The sequence below is a fragment of the Aminobacter sp. Piv2-1 genome (assembly GCF_037625995.1).
GTDB lineage: Bacteria > Pseudomonadota > Alphaproteobacteria > Rhizobiales > Rhizobiaceae > Aminobacter.
The window spans coordinates 1-16,419 of the sequence record NZ_JARKMU010000016.1; the positions used below are offsets into that span (position 1 = coordinate 1).

The 16,419-nt window shown below is 66.6% G+C and carries 20 protein-coding genes; 14 read left to right on the top strand and 6 right to left on the bottom strand.

All coding sequences use genetic code 11. The features are described from left to right. Positions 1 to 102: 102 nt before the first annotated feature. The gene (locus AmiPiv_RS23145) at positions 103 to 285 is read left to right on the top strand and encodes a hypothetical protein (RefSeq protein ID WP_340041308.1); all 183 of its coding nucleotides are present in this window, start codon (positions 103 to 105) and stop codon (positions 283 to 285) included. On the opposite strand, the gene dprA is transcribed toward AmiPiv_RS23145, so the two are convergent. The 4 genes from dprA to AmiPiv_RS23165 are packed head-to-tail and all read right to left on the bottom strand — an operon-like array spanning position 247 to position 4,267. Then, complete coding sequence (gene dprA / locus AmiPiv_RS23150) at positions 247 to 1,383, bottom strand: DNA-processing protein DprA (protein ID WP_340041310.1); 1,137 nt, start codon at positions 1,381 to 1,383, stop codon at positions 247 to 249. The genes AmiPiv_RS23145 and dprA overlap by 39 nt on opposite strands. Then, positions 1,380 to 1,991, bottom strand: a complete 612-nt coding sequence (gene plsY / locus AmiPiv_RS23155) for a glycerol-3-phosphate 1-O-acyltransferase PlsY (protein ID WP_340041312.1) — start codon at positions 1,989 to 1,991, stop codon at positions 1,380 to 1,382. Before plsY ends, dprA begins: the two co-directional genes overlap by 4 nt. Positions 1,992 to 2,018: 27 nt before the next feature. Then, positions 2,019 to 3,305 carry a dihydroorotase gene (locus AmiPiv_RS23160; protein WP_340041313.1) on the bottom strand — a complete coding sequence of 429 codons (1,287 nt, stop codon included), beginning with the start codon at positions 3,303 to 3,305 and terminating at the stop codon, positions 2,019 to 2,021. Then, positions 3,302 to 4,267 (bottom strand): aspartate carbamoyltransferase catalytic subunit, encoded by a 966-nt coding sequence (locus AmiPiv_RS23165; RefSeq protein ID WP_340041314.1) that lies wholly within the window; start codon positions 4,265 to 4,267, stop codon positions 3,302 to 3,304. Before AmiPiv_RS23165 ends, AmiPiv_RS23160 begins: the two co-directional genes overlap by 4 nt. A gap of 182 nt (positions 4,268 to 4,449) precedes the next feature. On the opposite strand from AmiPiv_RS23165, the gene AmiPiv_RS23170 reads away from it, so the two are divergent. Both AmiPiv_RS23170 and AmiPiv_RS23175 read left to right on the top strand, forming a co-directional pair. Continuing rightward, positions 4,450 to 6,078: an acyl-CoA dehydrogenase family protein gene (locus AmiPiv_RS23170; protein WP_340041315.1), complete on the top strand. Its 1,629-nt coding sequence runs from the start codon at positions 4,450 to 4,452 to the stop codon at positions 6,076 to 6,078. A gap of 194 nt (positions 6,079 to 6,272) precedes the next feature. Further along, positions 6,273 to 6,584 (top strand): DUF6105 family protein, encoded by a 312-nt coding sequence (locus tag AmiPiv_RS23175; protein ID WP_340041317.1) that lies wholly within the window; start codon positions 6,273 to 6,275, stop codon positions 6,582 to 6,584. Here the strand turns inward: AmiPiv_RS23175 and ruvX are convergent. Next, positions 6,551 to 7,036 carry a Holliday junction resolvase RuvX gene (gene ruvX / locus AmiPiv_RS23180; RefSeq protein WP_340041319.1) on the bottom strand — a complete coding sequence of 162 codons (486 nt, stop codon included), beginning with the start codon at positions 7,034 to 7,036 and terminating at the stop codon, positions 6,551 to 6,553. The two genes, AmiPiv_RS23175 and ruvX, sit on opposite strands and share 34 nt — an antisense overlap. Before the next feature lie 73 nt (positions 7,037 to 7,109). Between ruvX and AmiPiv_RS23185 the strand changes: the two genes are divergently transcribed. The 6 genes from AmiPiv_RS23185 to AmiPiv_RS23210 all read left to right on the top strand — a co-directional run bounded on the left by AmiPiv_RS23185 (position 7,110) and on the right by AmiPiv_RS23210 (position 11,501). Next, the gene (locus AmiPiv_RS23185) at positions 7,110 to 7,817 is read left to right on the top strand and encodes a metal-dependent hydrolase (RefSeq protein WP_340041321.1); all 708 of its coding nucleotides are present in this window, start codon (positions 7,110 to 7,112) and stop codon (positions 7,815 to 7,817) included. Between the two features lie 38 nt (positions 7,818 to 7,855). Further along, on the top strand, positions 7,856 to 8,275 hold the full coding sequence (locus tag AmiPiv_RS23190; RefSeq protein WP_340041323.1) for a hypothetical protein: 420 nt from the start codon (positions 7,856 to 7,858) through the stop codon (positions 8,273 to 8,275). Between the two features lie 84 nt (positions 8,276 to 8,359). Next, positions 8,360 to 8,647, top strand: a complete 288-nt coding sequence (gene gatC / locus AmiPiv_RS23195) for an Asp-tRNA(Asn)/Glu-tRNA(Gln) amidotransferase subunit GatC (protein WP_340041325.1) — start codon at positions 8,360 to 8,362, stop codon at positions 8,645 to 8,647. A gap of 6 nt (positions 8,648 to 8,653) precedes the next feature. After that, the gene (locus AmiPiv_RS23200) at positions 8,654 to 9,115 is read left to right on the top strand and encodes a GNAT family N-acetyltransferase (RefSeq protein WP_340041327.1); all 462 of its coding nucleotides are present in this window, start codon (positions 8,654 to 8,656) and stop codon (positions 9,113 to 9,115) included. Positions 9,116 to 9,119: 4 nt separating this feature from the next. Continuing rightward, positions 9,120 to 10,685, top strand: a complete 1,566-nt coding sequence (locus tag AmiPiv_RS23205; RefSeq protein WP_340041329.1) for an amidase — start codon at positions 9,120 to 9,122, stop codon at positions 10,683 to 10,685. 24 nt (positions 10,686 to 10,709) lie between these two features. Next, complete coding sequence (locus AmiPiv_RS23210; protein ID WP_340041331.1) at positions 10,710 to 11,501, top strand: YdcF family protein; 792 nt, start codon at positions 10,710 to 10,712, stop codon at positions 11,499 to 11,501. Here AmiPiv_RS23210 and AmiPiv_RS23215 read toward each other — a convergent pair. Continuing rightward, positions 11,456 to 12,208, bottom strand: a complete 753-nt coding sequence (locus AmiPiv_RS23215) for a DUF599 domain-containing protein (RefSeq protein WP_340041333.1) — start codon at positions 12,206 to 12,208, stop codon at positions 11,456 to 11,458. The two genes, AmiPiv_RS23210 and AmiPiv_RS23215, sit on opposite strands and share 46 nt — an antisense overlap. A gap of 285 nt (positions 12,209 to 12,493) precedes the next feature. Between AmiPiv_RS23215 and AmiPiv_RS23220 the strand changes: the two genes are divergently transcribed. The 5 genes from AmiPiv_RS23220 to AmiPiv_RS23240 all read left to right on the top strand — a co-directional run bounded on the left by AmiPiv_RS23220 (position 12,494) and on the right by AmiPiv_RS23240 (position 16,380). Then, a complete protein-coding gene (locus AmiPiv_RS23220) occupies positions 12,494 to 12,625 on the top strand; it encodes a hypothetical protein (protein ID WP_340041335.1) in 132 nt (43 codons plus the stop codon). A gap of 174 nt (positions 12,626 to 12,799) precedes the next feature. Continuing rightward, positions 12,800 to 14,203, top strand: coding sequence for an L-serine ammonia-lyase (locus tag AmiPiv_RS23225; protein ID WP_340041337.1), 1,404 nt, complete (start codon positions 12,800 to 12,802; stop codon positions 14,201 to 14,203). A 250-nt stretch (positions 14,204 to 14,453) separates the two neighbouring features. Continuing rightward, a complete protein-coding gene (locus AmiPiv_RS23230) occupies positions 14,454 to 14,891 on the top strand; it encodes a DUF1489 family protein (protein ID WP_340041339.1) in 438 nt (145 codons plus the stop codon). A 65-nt stretch (positions 14,892 to 14,956) separates the two neighbouring features. Beyond that, complete coding sequence (locus AmiPiv_RS23235; protein ID WP_340041341.1) at positions 14,957 to 15,688, top strand: VWA domain-containing protein; 732 nt, start codon at positions 14,957 to 14,959, stop codon at positions 15,686 to 15,688. After that, complete coding sequence (locus tag AmiPiv_RS23240) at positions 15,685 to 16,380, top strand: DnaJ domain-containing protein (RefSeq protein WP_340041343.1); 696 nt, start codon at positions 15,685 to 15,687, stop codon at positions 16,378 to 16,380. The genes AmiPiv_RS23235 and AmiPiv_RS23240 overlap by 4 nt, the downstream gene beginning before the upstream one ends. Positions 16,381 to 16,419: the final 39 nt, after the last annotated feature.

Here is a 16,419-nt window from a genome sequence, read left to right on the forward strand (position 1 = left end):
CAGAACCATCGATGCCCTGTGGAAGGCCATCGGTGACATCTGCAATCTCTTCTCGCCAACAGAATGCAGAAACTACTTCAACGCCGCTGGATATGGACTCATATGAAAGTCCGTCGCTCTAGCTATATGCAGTCGATGCTCGGCCAGCTGCGACAGATGGCCGAAGTCGAGCGCTGCCACATGCTCGCCTACCTCATCGAGATGGCCTACATCGAGGCGGGCGACATCATGCGGGGCGAGCGCCCCTCAGTCGTCCGGCGTGACGAGCGAAACCCGTCCGCCTGAGTGGCGTTCGAGACGGCCGGCCAGGTCGAGTTCCAGCAAGACCATGAAGATCTGCGCCGGATGCAGGCCGGTATGGCGAATGAGTTCGTCGACCTCGACCGGAACCGGCCCCAAGGCCTCGACGATGCGTGCCCGGTCGCCCTCGGCGGGCGGCGGCGCTCCGGTGAAGTCCGGGGGCTCCTCGACCTTCGGCGGCGTCGCCGGCAAGTTGCCGCCGGCGAGTGGCGCAAGGGCCTCGATCACGTCCGAGGCATCCGTCACCAGGGTCGCACCTTCCTTGAGCAGGCCGTTTGTCCCGGCCGCGCGCGGATCGAGCGGCGATCCCGGAACGGCGAATACCAGCCGGCCCAATTCCGCCGCGAGCCGCGCGCTGATCAGCGAACCGGAGCGGGTCGCCGCCTCGACCACCACCAGTCCGAGCGCCAGGCCGGCGACGATTCGGTTGCGCCGGGGAAAATCCTGCGCCCGCGGCTCCCATCCGAACGGCATTTCGGAGACGATCGCGCCGCGGATGGCGATCTCGTCGCACAGGTCGGTGTTTTCCGGCGGATAGGGATGGTCCAGGCCGCCGGCCAGCACGCCCACTGTCCCGGTGTCGAGGCTGCCGTGGTGAGCCGCCGTATCGATGCCGCGCGCCAGGCCCGAGATCACGGCATAGCCGTTGCGGCCGAGTTCGGCGGCCAGGGTGCGCGCCATCTTGATGCCGGCGAGCGAGGCGTTGCGGGCGCCCACGATGGCCACCGGCGGCAGTTGCAATACGGCAGCCGTTCCCTTCAGCGCGAGAAGGGGAGGCGGGTGGTCCATGCGCCTGAGCATCGGCGGGTAGTCGGCCTCGCCGATGGCGACGAACCGGGCGCCGAATCGGCGGGCCGCGTCCAGCTCGGCCTCGGCTTCGGCCACGGAGGGGATGCGCACGCTGCGCTGGGCGCCGCCGGCACGCATGACCTCGGGCAGCATCTCGATCGCCGTCTCGGCCGAGCCGAAGCGGTTGATGAGGTTGCGGAAACTCGCCGGACCCACGTTGGGCGTGCGGATGAGGCGCAGCCAGTGAAGCCGCTGCCGGTCGCTCAGTTGCGGCCCGGCGGCGGCTTGGCTCATCCCTTGGCTCCGATCCGCGATTCGGTGCCGGAGAGCAGCCGCGAGATGTTGGCGCGGTGGCGAATGAAGACGATCGCGCTCATCAGCGCGAGCAGGCCGGCAGCCTTGGGAAGGTCCATCATGTAGAGGGCCACGGGGACGACCACCGCCGCGGTGAGCGCGGCGAGCGAGGAGTAGCGGCTGACAAGTGCCACGAAGAGCCAGGTGGCGGCGAAGATCAGCGCGCCGAGGTAGGAGAGGCCGAGCAGGACGCCGAGATAGGTGGCGACGCCCTTGCCGCCCTTGAAGCCGAGCCAGATCGGATAGAGGTGGCCGATGAAGGCGCCGAAGCCTGCGAAGATCGCGGCGTCGTGGCTCCAGCGGCTGGCGATCACGACCGCGACGGTGCCCTTGAGGGCGTCGAGCAGCAGGGTCGCGGCAGCCAGCTTCTTGTTGCCGGTACGCAGCACGTTGGTGGCGCCGATATTGCCGGAGCCGATCTTGCGCACGTCGCCGAGGCCGGCCGCGCGCGTCAAAAGCAGGCCGAACGGAATCGAGCCGAGCAGGTAGCCGAAAACGGCAGCCGCGATCAGCACGCTCACCGCCGTCGGAAAAATGTCGTCCGGCATCAAGATACTTATTCTCCCCCGTGGCCGTCAGGCCGCGAATACTGTGCGACCGGCGACCATGGTTTGCAAGACCTTGCCCTGGAGCCGCGCGCCTTCGAAGCAGGTGTTCTTGGAGCGCGAGCGGATATCCGTTTCGCGTACGATCCACGGCTCGTCGAGGTCGACGAGCGCGAGGTCGGCCGCCGCACCCGGCCGCAGCGTGCCCCCGGGCAGGCCGAACAGCCTGGCGGGCGCCGTCGACAGCGCCTCGATGATTCGGATGAGCGGAACGTCGCCGTTGTGGTGCAGGCGCAGCGTCACCGCGAGCAGCGTCTCGAGCCCGATCGCACCGACGGCGGCGTCGGCGAACGGCAGGCGCTTGGTGTCGACGTCCTGCGGGTCGTGCGAGGAGACGATGATGTCGATGGTGCCGTCCCTCAGCGCCTCGATCATGGCCAGGCGGTCGTCCTCGGCGCGCAGCGGCGGCGCCAGGCGGAAGAAGGTGCGGTATTCGCCGACGTCGTTCTCGTTGAGCGACAGGCTGTTGATCGACACGCCCGCGGTGACCTTGGCGCCATCGGCCTTGGCGCGCGCGACCGCTCCGGCCGCCATCGCCGTCGAGATCTTGGCCGCATGGTAGTTGCCGCGCGTCAGCCGGGCCAGCGCCAGGTCGCGCTCGAGCGGGATGGTTTCGGCTTCGCGCGGGATGCCGGACAGGCCGAGCCAGCTGGCGTAGAGGCCTTCGTTCATGACGCCGGACGAGGCAAGGTCCGCGTCCTGCGTCTCGTGCGCGATGACGGCGCCGAAGTCGCGTGCATAGGTCAGCGCCCGGCGCATCATCAGCGCATTGGCGATGGTGTGGCGCCCGTCGGTGAAGGCGACCGCGCCTGCCTCGCGCAACAGGCCGAACTCGGTCATCTCGTGGCCGTCGAGGCCCTTGGTGATCGCGGCTGCCGGAAAGACGTTGATCGACGCCGTTTCCTTGGCGGTGCGCAGCACGAACTCGACGAGCGCGACATTGTCGATCACCGGGTCGGTGTCGGGCATCATCACCATGGAGGTGACGCCGCCCGCGGCTGCGGCAACGCTTGCCGATGCGATGGTCTCGCGATGTTCGGCGCCGGGCTCGCCAATGAAGACGCGGCCGTCGACCAGGCCCGGGACGATCGCCTTGCCGGCACAGTCGATGACCTCGGCGCCTTCCGGCACACCCTGGTTCAGGGCCGCCGCTCCGGCAGCTGCGATCTTCTTGCCGTCGACGATGACCGAGCCGGTCTCGTCGATGCCGCGGGAGGGGTCGACGACGCGGGCGCGCTGGAAAACCGTGATGCTCATGCGTTCATTCCGTCGCGGTTGCGGCGCGGGTCGAGCAGCGCCTCCATCACCGCCATGCGCACGGCGACGCCCATCTCCACCTGTTCCTGGATGACGCTCTGCGGGCCGTCGGCGATTTCGGAGGCGATCTCGACGCCGCGATTCATAGGGCCGGGATGCATGACGAGCGCGTCTTCCTTGGCGGCCTTCAGCTTCTCGGCATCGAGGCCCCAGTAGCGGAAATATTCGCGCACCGACGGCACGAAGGCGCCGGCCATGCGCTCGCGCTGCAGGCGCAGCATCATCACCACGTCGGCGTCCTTGAGGCCCTCGGCCATCGACTGGGTGACCTCGACGCCCATCTGGGCGATGCCCGAGGGCAAGAGCGTCGAAGGGGCGACGACGCGGACGCGGGCGCCGAGCGCATTGAGCAGGAGAATGTTGGAGCGGGCGACGCGCGAGTGCAGGATGTCGCCGCAGATCGCCACGGTGAGGCGTCCGATGCTGCCCTTGGCGCGGCGGATGGTCAGCGCGTCGAGCAGCGCCTGCGTCGGGTGTTCATGCGCGCCGTCGCCGGCGTTGACCACCGAGCAGCCGACCTTCTGGGCGAGCAGGGCGGCAGCACCCGCCGACTGGTGGCGGATGATGAGGATGTCGGGCCGCATCGCGTTCAGCGTCATCGCCGTGTCGATCAGCGTCTCGCCCTTCTTCACCGACGAGCTTGCCACCGACATGTTCATGACGTCGGCGCCCAGCCGCTTGCCGGCGAGCTCGAAGGACGACTGCGTGCGCGTCGAGGCTTCGTAGAAGAGGTTGATCTGGGTGCGCCCCCTCAAGGTGGAGGTCTTCTTCTCGGACTGGCGCGAGATCGACACGGCTGCGTCGGCACGATCGAGCAGCAAGTCTATGTCGGAAGGGGAAAGGTCGCGTATGCCAAGAAGATGGCGGTGCGGGTAGAGCGGCAGGTGCGGAGCGTCGGTCATCTCAAGCCGCTGCTATAGGCTGTGCTTAAGTGACCCGCAAGCCGACTTTTGGATGCCGAAAGTTGTCCCCCGGGATTTTCGTCGCAAGAAAGCTGCGCCATAAGCTATCGATAAGCATTTCGGCTATAAAGCCGGCCAAGGGCAGCGGATTCGTGCCGTCGCCAGACCGATGAAGGACGAGCGTGACGCAGGACGTGCCGAACCAGCCCCCGCCGCTGACGGGCAGCAATGCCTGGCGCGGCGACCCGCTGCTGATCCAGATCGCGGAGAATTTTTCGGAGCCGGTCCGGCGCGATCTGGACGGGCTGGGGCGCTTCGTCTTCACCCACGAGGCGCAGGATCTGGCGCGGCTCGCCAATAGCGAGGTGCCGAAGCTCAAGACCTACGACCGGCAGGGGCGCCGCATCGACCAGGTCGAGTTCCACCCGGCCTACCATGCCCTGATGCGCCGCTCGATCGCCGGTGGCCTGCATTCGTCGGTGTGGGAAAACGGCGAGGCCGAGACAGGCCGCAGGCACCAGGTCCGCGCGGCGCGATTCTATCTCACCGCCCAGCTCGAATGCGGCCATCTTTGCCCGATCACCATGACCAGCGCTTCGCTCGCCGCGCTGATGGCGAGCCCCAAGCTGTTCCGCGAATGGGCGCCGCGGGTGACCACTCGCAAATACGACCAGGCGCAGAAGCCGCCGGTCGAAAAGACCGGCCTGACGCTCGGCATGGGCATGACCGAGAAGCAGGGCGGCACGGACGTGCGCGCCAACACCACTAGGGCCGAGCGCGCCGGCGGCAGCTTCTACCGGCTCACCGGCCACAAGTGGTTCATGTCGGCGCCGATGTCCGACGCCTTTCTGATGCTGGCGCAGGCGCCCGAAGGGCTTTCCTGTTTCCTGGTGCCGCGCATCCTGAGCGACGGTTCCGCCAACGGGCTGCAGTTCCAGCGCCTCAAGGACAAGCTCGGCAATCGCTCCAATGCTTCGTCGGAAGTCGAGATCCAGGATGCCATCGGCGATCTGGTGGGCGAACCCGGCGGCGGCGTGAAGACCATCATGGACATGGTGACGCTGACGCGCCTCGACTGCGCGGTGGCGTCGTCGGCCATCATGCGGGCCGGGCTTGCCGAGGCGGTTCACCACACGCGCCATCGCCAGGTGTTCGGCAAGAACCTGATCGATCAGCCGCTGATGCAGCGCGTGCTCGCCGACATGGCGCTCGACGTCGCCGGCGCGACCGCGCTCGCCTTCCGCCTGGCGCGCTCCTTCGACGAGGCCGCCAGCGACCGCAGCGAAGCCGCGTTCGCGCGCGCCATGACGCCGGTGGTGAAATACTGGGTGTGCAAGATCTCTCCGGCGCTGCTCTACGAGGCCATGGAGTGCCTGGGCGGCAATGGCTATGTCGAGGAGATGGCGATCGCGCGCCACTATCGCGAGGCGCCGGTCAACGCCATCTGGGAAGGTTCCGGCAACGTCATGGCGCTCGACGTCCTGCGCGTCCTTGGAAGGGCGCCCGGCCTGTTCGACGACGTTCTGGCCAGCATCGAGCGCGACCTCGGCGCGGGCGGCCGCAGCATCCTGGGCGTGCTCCGGGCGGCGATGCAGGTTGCCAATTCCGACGAAGGCTCGGCCCGTATCCTGACCGAGCAGCTGGCCATCTCGGCGGCGGCGGCGGAACTGCGCCGCATGGGGGCAGGGCGCATCGCCGACGCTTTCATCGAGACGAGGCTCGCCGGCCAGTGGCGCGGTACCTACGGCATGCTCGACGCGCGCCACGATTCCCGCCTGATCATCGACACGCTCTATCCCCAGTCGAACTGAGTTCGCCGGGGGAGCCCGCCGCGAGGCTCCGCGTCGGCCGCCTCCCTGTTAACCTTAACGAATGGTTTACGTTGCACGGCGGGGACGCAGGGGTCACAGTCCTCCGCGAACAGGCGGGACTCCCCCATGCGCGTTTCAAGGCACCGGCCAGACATCGGCGAACTCCAGGGCTTACAGGCCCGGGACGGCATGTGATGCGCTACATTTTCGCGGCCTGGGCCACACCGTTGGTGCTCTTCTGGGGCTGGTACTTCCTGTCGATCAACGACATCAACTTCGGCACCCCCTGGTTCAGCCGGGCGTTGAACCTCGCGATCTTCAACCTCTACGGCGAAGTGCTGGGCGTCGACCCGGCCACGATCCCGTGGATGATCGCCAAGGCCTGCGTCATCGACACGCTGATCCTTTTGGCGATCTGGGCGTTCCGCCGCCGCAAGGTCATCGCGGTGAAGTTGCGGTCGCTGCGGGCGCGCTATTTTCCGGCGGAATCCGCCCCCAGCGTCTGAAGCCGGTCCAGCACGCCCTGGAGGATGAAGGCGGCGGCGGCCGAATCGATCCGCTCGTCGCGCTTCCGGCGCGAGACGTCCATTTCGATCAGGACCCGCTCCGCCGCCACCGTCGACAGGCGTTCGTCCCAGAAGGCGAAGGGAAGATCGGTGAGCGTCGAAATGTTGCGCACGAAGGCGCGCGACTTCTGGGCGCGCGGGCCCTCCGAGCCGTCCATGTTGATGGGAAGCCCGATCACGACGGCCGCGACATTCTCCTTAATCAGGAGACCGATGAGGGTGCCGGCATCCAGCGTGAACTTCTTGCGCATGATGACCGGACGCGGGTGGGCGAAGGACAGCCCGCGGTCGGAAACCGCCACGCCGATCGTCTTGTCGCCGAGGTCGAGGCCGGCGAGGGTCTTGCCACCGGCAAGAAGGGCTGGAAGCTGTTCAATGGTGACGACGGCCACGCGGCTTTCCTTTTGACATGCAATCGCGGCGTTCTATCCTCTGGCCGACGAAATTACGAGGAGTGCCGGACGAATGAAACTGACCTGGTATGGACATTCGGCGTTCCGCATCGAGGCTGCGGGGGCGACGATCCTGATCGACCCGTTCCTGACCGGCAATCCGTCCTGGGGCAAGTCGTGGGAGCAGGCGGCCGAAGGCGTCACCCACGTGCTGCTCACCCATGGGCATGACGACCACATCGGCGACGCCGTGGCGATCCTTAGGAAGACCGGCGCCATGCTGGTCGCCAATTTCGAGATCTGCATGTATCTCGTCGGCAAGGGCGTCAGCGACAGGAAGATCAATCCGGGGAATCACGGCGGCACCGTGGACTGCGGCGGTTTCACCACCACCTTCGTCAACGCGCTGCATTCGTCGTCTGCCGGCGGCGCGGGCGGCACCAACACCTATCTGGGCAACCCCGCAGGGCTGATCCTGCACTTCCCGGACGAGCGCACGCTCTATCACATGGGCGACACCGACATCTTCTCCGATATGGCGCTGATCAACGAGCTGCACGAGCCCAAGATCGGTATCGTGCCGATCGGCGACCGTTTCACCATGGGCGGCGCGGTCGCGGCACTCGCCTGCCGGCGTTTCTTCAATTTCGAGACCGTGCTGCCTTGTCACTTCGGCAGCTTCCCGATCATCGACCAGACGGCGGAGAAATTCGTCGCCGGGCTCGATGGCTCGGGCGTCGAGGTGGTGCTGCCGAAGGTGGGCGAGGCGAGGGAAATCTGAACGCGGCGGCCTGCGGCTGCGCACCTAAGGGGGCTTTGATGCGTGATTGGCGACTGCTTGCAGCCGTTACGGCGTTTGTGCTGGGTGTCCAGGTCGCGACGGCCGAAGAATTCATCAAGGGCGTCTACCTTCAATCCGAGGAGCTTTGCGCCAAGGCCAAGAAGGAAACGCTGCAAGCGGTCATCGATGACGGCAACCTGATGCTGTCGGCCAACGGCATCGAAAGCGTCGAGTACAATTGCGAGTTCCTGAACATCGCAAGGGGGCAACGCTCGCCGGCCTGGGCGGTCACCGCGCTGTGCCAGGAGCCGGGTCACCTGTTCCCCGACGTGTTGTCGATCCTCGAACTCAGCCCGACGCAGCTCGACCTCGTGTCGGTGCGGACCGTTGACGCCGAAAGCGGCCAGACCAGCAATGCCGGCACCTATTACCTCTGCGACGGCGTCACCATGCCGTGAGCGTGATCATGCGTGTTGCGCCGCGCGCGCCGCGCCGTTATAGCCGCCAATGATCCTTTCCCCCGGTCTGCCGGAGTTTTTTCGATGTCCGTTGATCTCAAGACAGTCAAGCGCGTCGCGCATCTCGCCCGCATCGCGGTGAGCGAGGAGGATGCCGAGCGCATGACCGGCGAACTGAACGCCATCCTGGGTTTCGTCGAGCAGCTCAACGAGGTCGATGTTTCCGGCGTCGAGCCGATGACCTCGGTCACGCCCATGGAGATGAAGAAGCGCGTCGATGCCGTCACCGACGGCAACAAGGCCGCCGACATCGTCGCCAATGCGCCGGCGACCGACGAGAACTTCTTCCTGGTGCCCAAGGTGGTGGAGTAAGCCACGGTGGCCATCGATATCGCCGTCGAAAGCCCGTTGCAGGATGAGGTCCGCGGCCTGATCGCCGAGCTCAACGCGACCCTGCTCGAGCTGACGCCGCCGGAATTCTGCTTCCATATGACGGCCGAGCAGATGGCCGAGCCGGAAACCACGGTTTTCATCGCCCGCGACAACGGCGAAGCGGTCGCCTGCGGCGCCCTGAAGCGCCACGAGGATGGAGTTGGCGAGGTCAAGCGCATGTACACGCGCCCGCCCCATCGCGGCAAAAGGATCGGCGCCGACATCGTCGGCCGGATCGAGGCCCTGGCGCGCGAGGAAGGCATTACCCGCCTGGTGCTGGAGACTGGCGACCGTCATCCGGCCGCCTGGGCGGTCTATGAGGGCGCCGGCTTCAGCCGCTGCGGCCCGGTACTCGACTATCCCGACTCGCAGTGGTCGATTTTCTACGAAAAGAATCTTTCGAGCTGAGCACATGACCGATCTGACCAGACTGACGATTGCCGAAGCGCGCGGGAAGCTGCGCGGCAAGGAGATCACCGCTTCGGAGCTGACCGAGGCCTATGTGTCGGCCGTCGAGCAGGCCAATCCGAGCTTCAACGCCTATGTGGCGACGACGCCCGACAAGGCGCGCGAGATGGCCAAGGCATCCGACGCCAGGCTCGCCAGGGGCGAGGGCGGGGCGCTCGAAGGCATTCCGCTCGGCATCAAGGACCTGTTCGCCACCGAGGGCGTGCACACCCAGGCCTGCAGCCATGTGCTCGACGGCTTCAAGCCGCGCTACGAATCGACGGTTACCGCCAATCTCTGGGCCGACGGCGCGGTCATGCTGGGCAAGCTCAACATGGACGAGTTCGCCATGGGCTCGTCCAACGAAACCTCCTATTACGGCCCGGTGGTCAACCCGTGGCGCCGCTCGCGCCTCGATCAGGTCGTGACGCCGACCACGCATCAGGGCGACGGCGGCTTCGTCTCCGCAGGCGGCGCCAGGACCGCGCGCACGCTCGACAACGCCCAGCTCGTGCCGGGCGGCTCCTCGGGCGGCTCGGCCGCTGCCGTTGCCGCATGGCTCTGCGCCGGTGCCACGGCAACCGACACCGGTGGCTCGATCCGCCAGCCGGCGGCCTTCACCGGCACGGTAGGCATCAAGCCGACCTACGGCCGCGTGTCGCGCTGGGGCACGGTCGCTTTCGCCTCGTCGCTCGACCAGGCTGGTCCGATCGCCCGCGACGTGCGCGACGCCGCCATCCTGCTCAAGTCGATGGCCTCGGTCGATCCGAAGGACACGACGTCCGTCGACCTGCCCGTGCCGGACTACGAGGCTGCCATCGGCAAGTCGCTGAAGGGCATGAAGGTCGGCATCCCGAGGGAATACCGCGTCGACGGCATGCCCGACGACATCGAGGCGCTGTGGCAGAAGGGCATTGCCTGGCTCAAGGACGCCGGCGCCGAGATCGTCGACATCTCGCTGCCGCACACCAAATACGCGTTGCCGGCCTATTACATCGTGGCGCCTGCCGAAGCCTCGTCCAACCTCGCCCGCTATGACGGCGTCCGCTACGGCCTGCGCGTGCCGGGCAAGGACATCGTCGAGATGTACGAGAACACGCGCGCCGCCGGCTTCGGCCGCGAGGTCAAGCGCCGCATCATGATCGGCACCTATGTGCTGTCGGCCGGCTACTACGACGCCTACTACCTGCAGGCGCAGAAGGTGCGCACGCTGATCAAGCGCGACTTCGAGCAGGTCTTCGCCGCCGGCGTCGACGTCATCCTCACGCCTGCCACGCCTTCGGCCGCCTTCGGCATCGCCGACCAGGACATGGCCTCCGATCCGGTCAAGATGTACCTCAACGACATCTTCACCGTCACGGTGAACATGGCGGGCCTGCCGGGCATCGCCGTGCCTGCCGGCCTCGACGGCCATGGCCTGCCGCTCGGCCTGCAGCTGATCGGCCGTCCGTTCGACGAGGAGACGCTGTTCCAGACCGCGCATGTGGTCGAGCAGGCGGCCGGACGCTTCCAGCCGGAGAAGTGGTGGTAGGCGCTTCGCGCCTGCCTTGAGGCGATGTTCTTCTACCTCTCAAAAATCTTCTGGTTCTTCGCCCAGCCGCTCAATTTCGCGATCCTCCTGCTGGCGTTCGGGCTCGCCGCCAGCTTCTTCGGCCGGCGCCGCCTGTTGCGAACGGCGTCCTTGCTGGCCTTCCTGATCCTCGCGCTCGCGGCCTGGACCTCGCTCGGCGCCGTCCTGCTGACCCCGCTCGAGGAGCGCTACCCGCGACCAGCCCTGCCGGACGAGGTCGCGGGCATCGTCGTGCTCGGCGGCGGCTTCGAGGGCGCGATCAATCTCGCCCGCGGCGGCTACGAGCTCAACAGCGGCGGCGATCGCTTCGTCGAGACGGCCGTTCTGTCGCGCCGCTACCCGCAGGCGAAGGTCGTCGTCTCGGGCGGCACCGGCACGCTGGTCCTCGACGGCGAGGGCGATGCCGACACGGCGCCGCGGCTGCTCGAGGCACTCGGCGTCTCGCGCGACCGTCTGGTTCTCGAGAACCGCTCGCGCAACACCTACGAGAATGCGCTCTATTCCAGGCAACTTGTGTCGCCCAGGCCGGGCGAGACCTGGCTGCTGGTCACTTCGGCCTTCCACATGCCGCGCTCGATGGCGCTGTTTGCCAAGGCTGAGTTTGCCGTCGTTCCCTGGCCTGTCGATTATCGCACGTCCGGCCAGGAGGGTATCGGCCTGTTCACCGACAACCCGGCCGATTCGCTGCAGAACACGACGATCGCCCTGCGCGAATGGGCCGGCCTGCTCGCCTACTGGCTGTCGGGCCGCATCGACGAGCCTTTCCCCGGTCCCTGAAGCAGGACGGCCCGCCGGGCTTCGGAGAAGAACTGGCGCCGGACCAGCACCGCCAGCAGCACCATGGTGGTGAAGAAGAAGACGCTGGCGTCGACGAACCAGCCAAGGTAGCCGAGCGAGAAGAACACGCCGCGCAGCCCGGCGTTGAAATGCTTGCCGCCAAGCACGTTCATGCGCGTGGCCCGCATCACCGCCAGGCCGATCTCGTCGTCGGGCTCGCCGCCGGCGCGAAGCTGCGGCACCGCGCCGATCAGGATCGAGCAGTAGTTGAACAGGCGATAGGCCCAGCCGAACTTGAAGAACGAATAGGCGAGCACGACGATCAGGCCGAAGACCTTGATCTCGAACAGCGGCCGTGCCGTGTCGCCCGCCAGCGGCACGTCGCTCAAGACTGCCAGCACGCGATCGGACGCGCCGAGCAGCGCGAAGCAGCCGCCGATGGCGATCAGCGAGCTCGACGCGAAGAAGGCCGTGCCCTGCTGCAGGCCGTTCATGATCGAGGTGTCGACGATCCGCACCTCGCGGCGCGCCATGGTTGCCATCCAGGCGGCACGTTGGGTGTTCATCGCCCGCGTGAGCGACATGCGCTTGACGATATGGCCTTCCGCCGCCGCGGCGTGGAATACCCAGCCGGCGACGAAGAACGCCAGCGCGGCCACGTCGAGTGTGCTCATCAGGCCGAGGATCGAGAAGGAATCGCCGTTCATCCGCTAGAGATAGCACGGTGGGAAGCGCGATTTCGAGAGCGCCCGTCTGTCACGCCGTTGCCGCACATGTTGACGATATATGAACCAATACGTCGGCTTAACCGTATGAATCCATTAAGGTGATGGTCTCGATGGGAGCCGGCATACGCATGCTTGCCATGGTTTCGCCATCTTTGGCCGTTGCGAAATCCCCGGCAAGGGCGTATCCAGCAGTCCCACTCGGGACAGGCTGCATGGCCGGCGAAATCGCCGGCCCGCCCAACGACAAGGGTCTTGCGACACATCATGGACGACGGCGTTCAGAAATCCTGCTGGGGCTTGACGGTCAAGGCAGTGCTCGGTTTTGCGGTTTTTCTCCTCCTTGCCTGGCTCGTCAGCGGCAATGCCGAAAAGGTGGCGGTCGTGACTGCCGGATGATCCAATCATAGAGAAAAATGGATACAGAAAGCGCGGCGGAGCCGCGCTTTTTTGCTATGTGGCAAATGTCGCGCGATGATCAGGCGGCGTCGGAGCGTGCCAAGCATTGGTGTAGAATGGGCGGGAAGATCGCATGGATACGCGACCGAACCGCGCCGTCGCAGGGAGTGAAACTTGTTCCTTTCGGTATTTGACCTGTTCAAGATCGGCATCGGTCCGTCGAGTTCGCACACGATGGGGCCGATGACGGCGGCTGCGCGCTTCCTCGACGAGGTCCTCAGCGGTGACTGGCCCCGTCCCGCCGGGGCCAAGGTCGACAGGCTGGCGGCCAGCCTGCACGGCTCGCTCGCCTACACCGGCGTCGGCCACGGCACCGACAGGGCGGTCATCCTCGGCCTGACCGGTTTGACGCCCGTGACGGTCGATCCGGACAAGACCGACGCGATCATCGATCAGGTTTCCCAGGACAAGCGGGTGTCTCCGCCCGGTCATCCGTCCTATCGCTTCGACCCGGCCGTCGACCTCGTGCTCGACAAGAAGACGCCGCTGCTCGGACATGCCAACGGCATGGCCTTCTATGCCTATGATGCCGGCGACCGGCTGCTGCTCAAGCGCATCTACTATTCGATCGGCGGCGGCTTCGTCGTCTCGGAGGAAGAACTGCAGCGCATGAAGGCCAAGACCGCGTCGCCCGCCCAGGGCAAGCGCGTGCCCTATCCCTTCTCCAACGCCGTCGAGATGCTGGCCATGGCGGCGCGCAGCGGGCTTTCCATCGCCGAGATGAAGCGGGCCAACGAGGAAATTCACATGCCGCGGGGCGAGCTCGATGCCGGGCTCGACGCGATCTGGGATGCCATGAGCCGGTGCATCGACCGAGGCTTGTCGCAGGACGGCATCATGCCGGGTGGGCTGAAGGTGCGCCGCCGCGCGCGCCAGTTGCACGAGAAGCTGCAGGAGCAGTGGAGCCAGAACCGGCCCAATCCGCTGCTCGCCAACGACTGGCTGTCGATCTACGCCATGGCGGTCAACGAAGAAAACGCGGCCGGCGGGCGCGTCGTGACGGCGCCGACCAACGGTGCGGCCGGCACGCTGCCGGCGGTGCTGCGCTACTGGCTGCATTTCCATGTCGAGGCCGACAAGGAGAGCATCCGCGACTTCCTGCTGACCGCCGCTGCCGTTGGCGGCATCATCAAGACCAATGCCTCGATCTCGGGCGCCGAGGTCGGCTGCCAGGGCGAGGTGGGCTCGGCTTCGGCGATGGCCGCAGCCGGCCTCTGCGCGGTCATGGGCGGCACGCCGGAGCAGGTGGAGAATGCGGCCGAGATCGCGCTCGAGCACCATCTCGGCATGACCTGCGATCCGGTGGCCGGCCTCGTCCAGGTGCCGTGCATCGAGCGCAATGCGCTCGGCGCGGTCAAGGCCGTCACCGCGGCCTCGCTGGCGATCAAGGGCGACGGCAAGCATTTCGTGCCGCTCGACGCGGCAATCGAGACCATGCGCCAGACCGGCATGGACATGAGCGAGAAGTACAAGGAAACCAGCCTCGGCGGCCTCGCGGTCAACGTCGTTGAGTGCTGAAGCTTTCCTTCTCCCCGTTCACGGGGAGAAGGTGGCCCGAAGGGCCGGATGAGGGGCGGCGCATCGATCTGCGAGGTTGGCTCAGTCCGTCTTCCGCCTGCCCGTCGCGGTGATGGTTGCCGGAGCCGAAAGCAAAAGCCTGGACGAACGGCTGTCGGAGGCGATCGAGCGCGCCGCAGGCGCTGCCTGAGCTGTGGGCGAGAGCCCGTTCGTTGTTGACCGCAGCACTTGTCGCGCCCATGTTCGAAACATGTCACTCAACTTGATTAAGCTCTGCGTCGGCTGCGACAGCGTCGAGGATCTCGAGGAATTGATCACTTTCCGCCTCGACGAACGGCGCCGCGCCGGCGAGCCCGCGGAGCAGTTCCACACCACCCGCATGGTCCCGACGCGGGGCACGGAGCTCACCGACGGTGGTTCGCTCTACTGGGTGATCAAGGGCATCGTGCAGTGCCGCCAGCGCCTTCTGGAGATCCGGCCGTTCACCGATTCCGAGGGCATCGGCCGCTGCCACCTGGTGCTTGAGCCGACGGTCGTGCGCACCGAATGGCAGCCGCGCCGCGCCTTCCAGGGCTGGCGCTATCTCAAGCCCGAAGACGCCCCGGCCGATCTCGGCCAGGGCAAGGCTGCACTTGCCGAAATGCCGCCCAAGCTCAGACTGGAGCTGGCCGAACTCGGCCTGCTCTGACGGCGCCGAGCCGCCGCAATCGACGGTCTTGCAAGCCGGCGCGCGCCGCCACATCTTGATGGGTGATGAGCGACGATCGCAAGCCACTCGCACCTTCTGCGAACCGCCCTCCGGCGGAGCGCCGTTCGGATGCGGTGGAGATCGATGCCTTCGTGCGTCAGGCGCGCGCACTGGCAGGGGCCAAGGCCAACGGCCGCCTGATCCTCGCCCTTGATGCCACCATGAGCCGCCAGCCGACCTGGGACCTTGCCTGCGAGCTGCAGGGCCAGATGTTCGACGCCGTCGGCAAGGCCGGCAAGCTCAACGTGCAGCTCGTCTATTTCCGCGGACTGGGCGAATGCCGGGCTTCGAAGTTCGTTGCCGATACGACTGCCCTGAAGGGCCTGATGACCTCGATCCAGTGCCGCAGCGGCCAGACGCAGCTCGGCAAGGTGCTCAGCCACGCGCTCAAGGAGACCACCGCCGCCAAGGTGGATGCACTCGTCTACATCGGCGACGCGATGGAGGAAAATGTCGACGAGCTCGCCGAGAAGGCCGGCCGGCTGGGCCTGCGCGGCGTTCCGGCCTTCGTTTTCCAGGAAGGGCACGATGCCGAGGCCGAACGCGCGTTCAAGGAGATAGCGCGGCTGTCCAAGGGCGCATGGTTCCGGTTCGACCGCAAGGCTGCGGCAACACTGTCCAAGCTGCTCTCGGCAGTCGCAGTCTTTGCGACCGGCGGCATCAAGGCGCTGGAGGCGAGGGGGCGGCCGGAGGACGTGCTGATGATCGAGCACCTGAGGGGGCGCAGTTCGCCATGACCGCGTTCGCCGTCATTGCGTTCGTCCTGCTGACCTTGGCCGCGCTGATCGCCCTGCTTGCGCGGGCCGATGCGGCCAAACTCGCCTGGGCGCTGAAAATGGCCGGTCCGATCGCCCTGGGCTTGGTCGGTGTCGTCCTGCTGCTTCTGGGCCGCGCTGCGATCGGAGGCGGGCTCATATCGGCGGCGCTCGCCTGGTATGCCGCGAGCCGGCGCGGCGGCTCTTCAGCCAGGACGCCGGGGCGCCGATCGACCGTTCGGACGGCGGCGCTCGAAATGGAACTCGATCACGACAGCGGTGTTCTGACCGGGATTGTCCTGGCCGGCCGCCAGGAGGGGAAGTCTCTCGCCTCGCTCGGTCTCGCCGAGCTGAAGGGACTTCTGGCCGAGCTCTCCGGCGATCCGGAGAGCCGGCAACTACTTGAGACCTACCTTGACGGCAGGTTTCCCGTTTGGCGCGAAGACGCGAAGCCTGACGGTCACGAGGGGCTGGGTGTTCCGCCAGGTTCTGGCGCCATGACTAAGGAGGAGGCCTACAAGATCCTTGGTCTTGAAGCGGGGGCTGCCGCGGCGGATGTCCGCAAGGCCCACCGCCGACTGATTCAGCGCCTGCATCCCGATCTCGGCGGATCGTCTTTCCTGGCGGCGCGGATCAACGAAGCCAAGGACGTCCTTCTCTCCGATCATCACTAGTTCTCCTTCGACTCGACACAATTCAGGAGATTGGCGGTC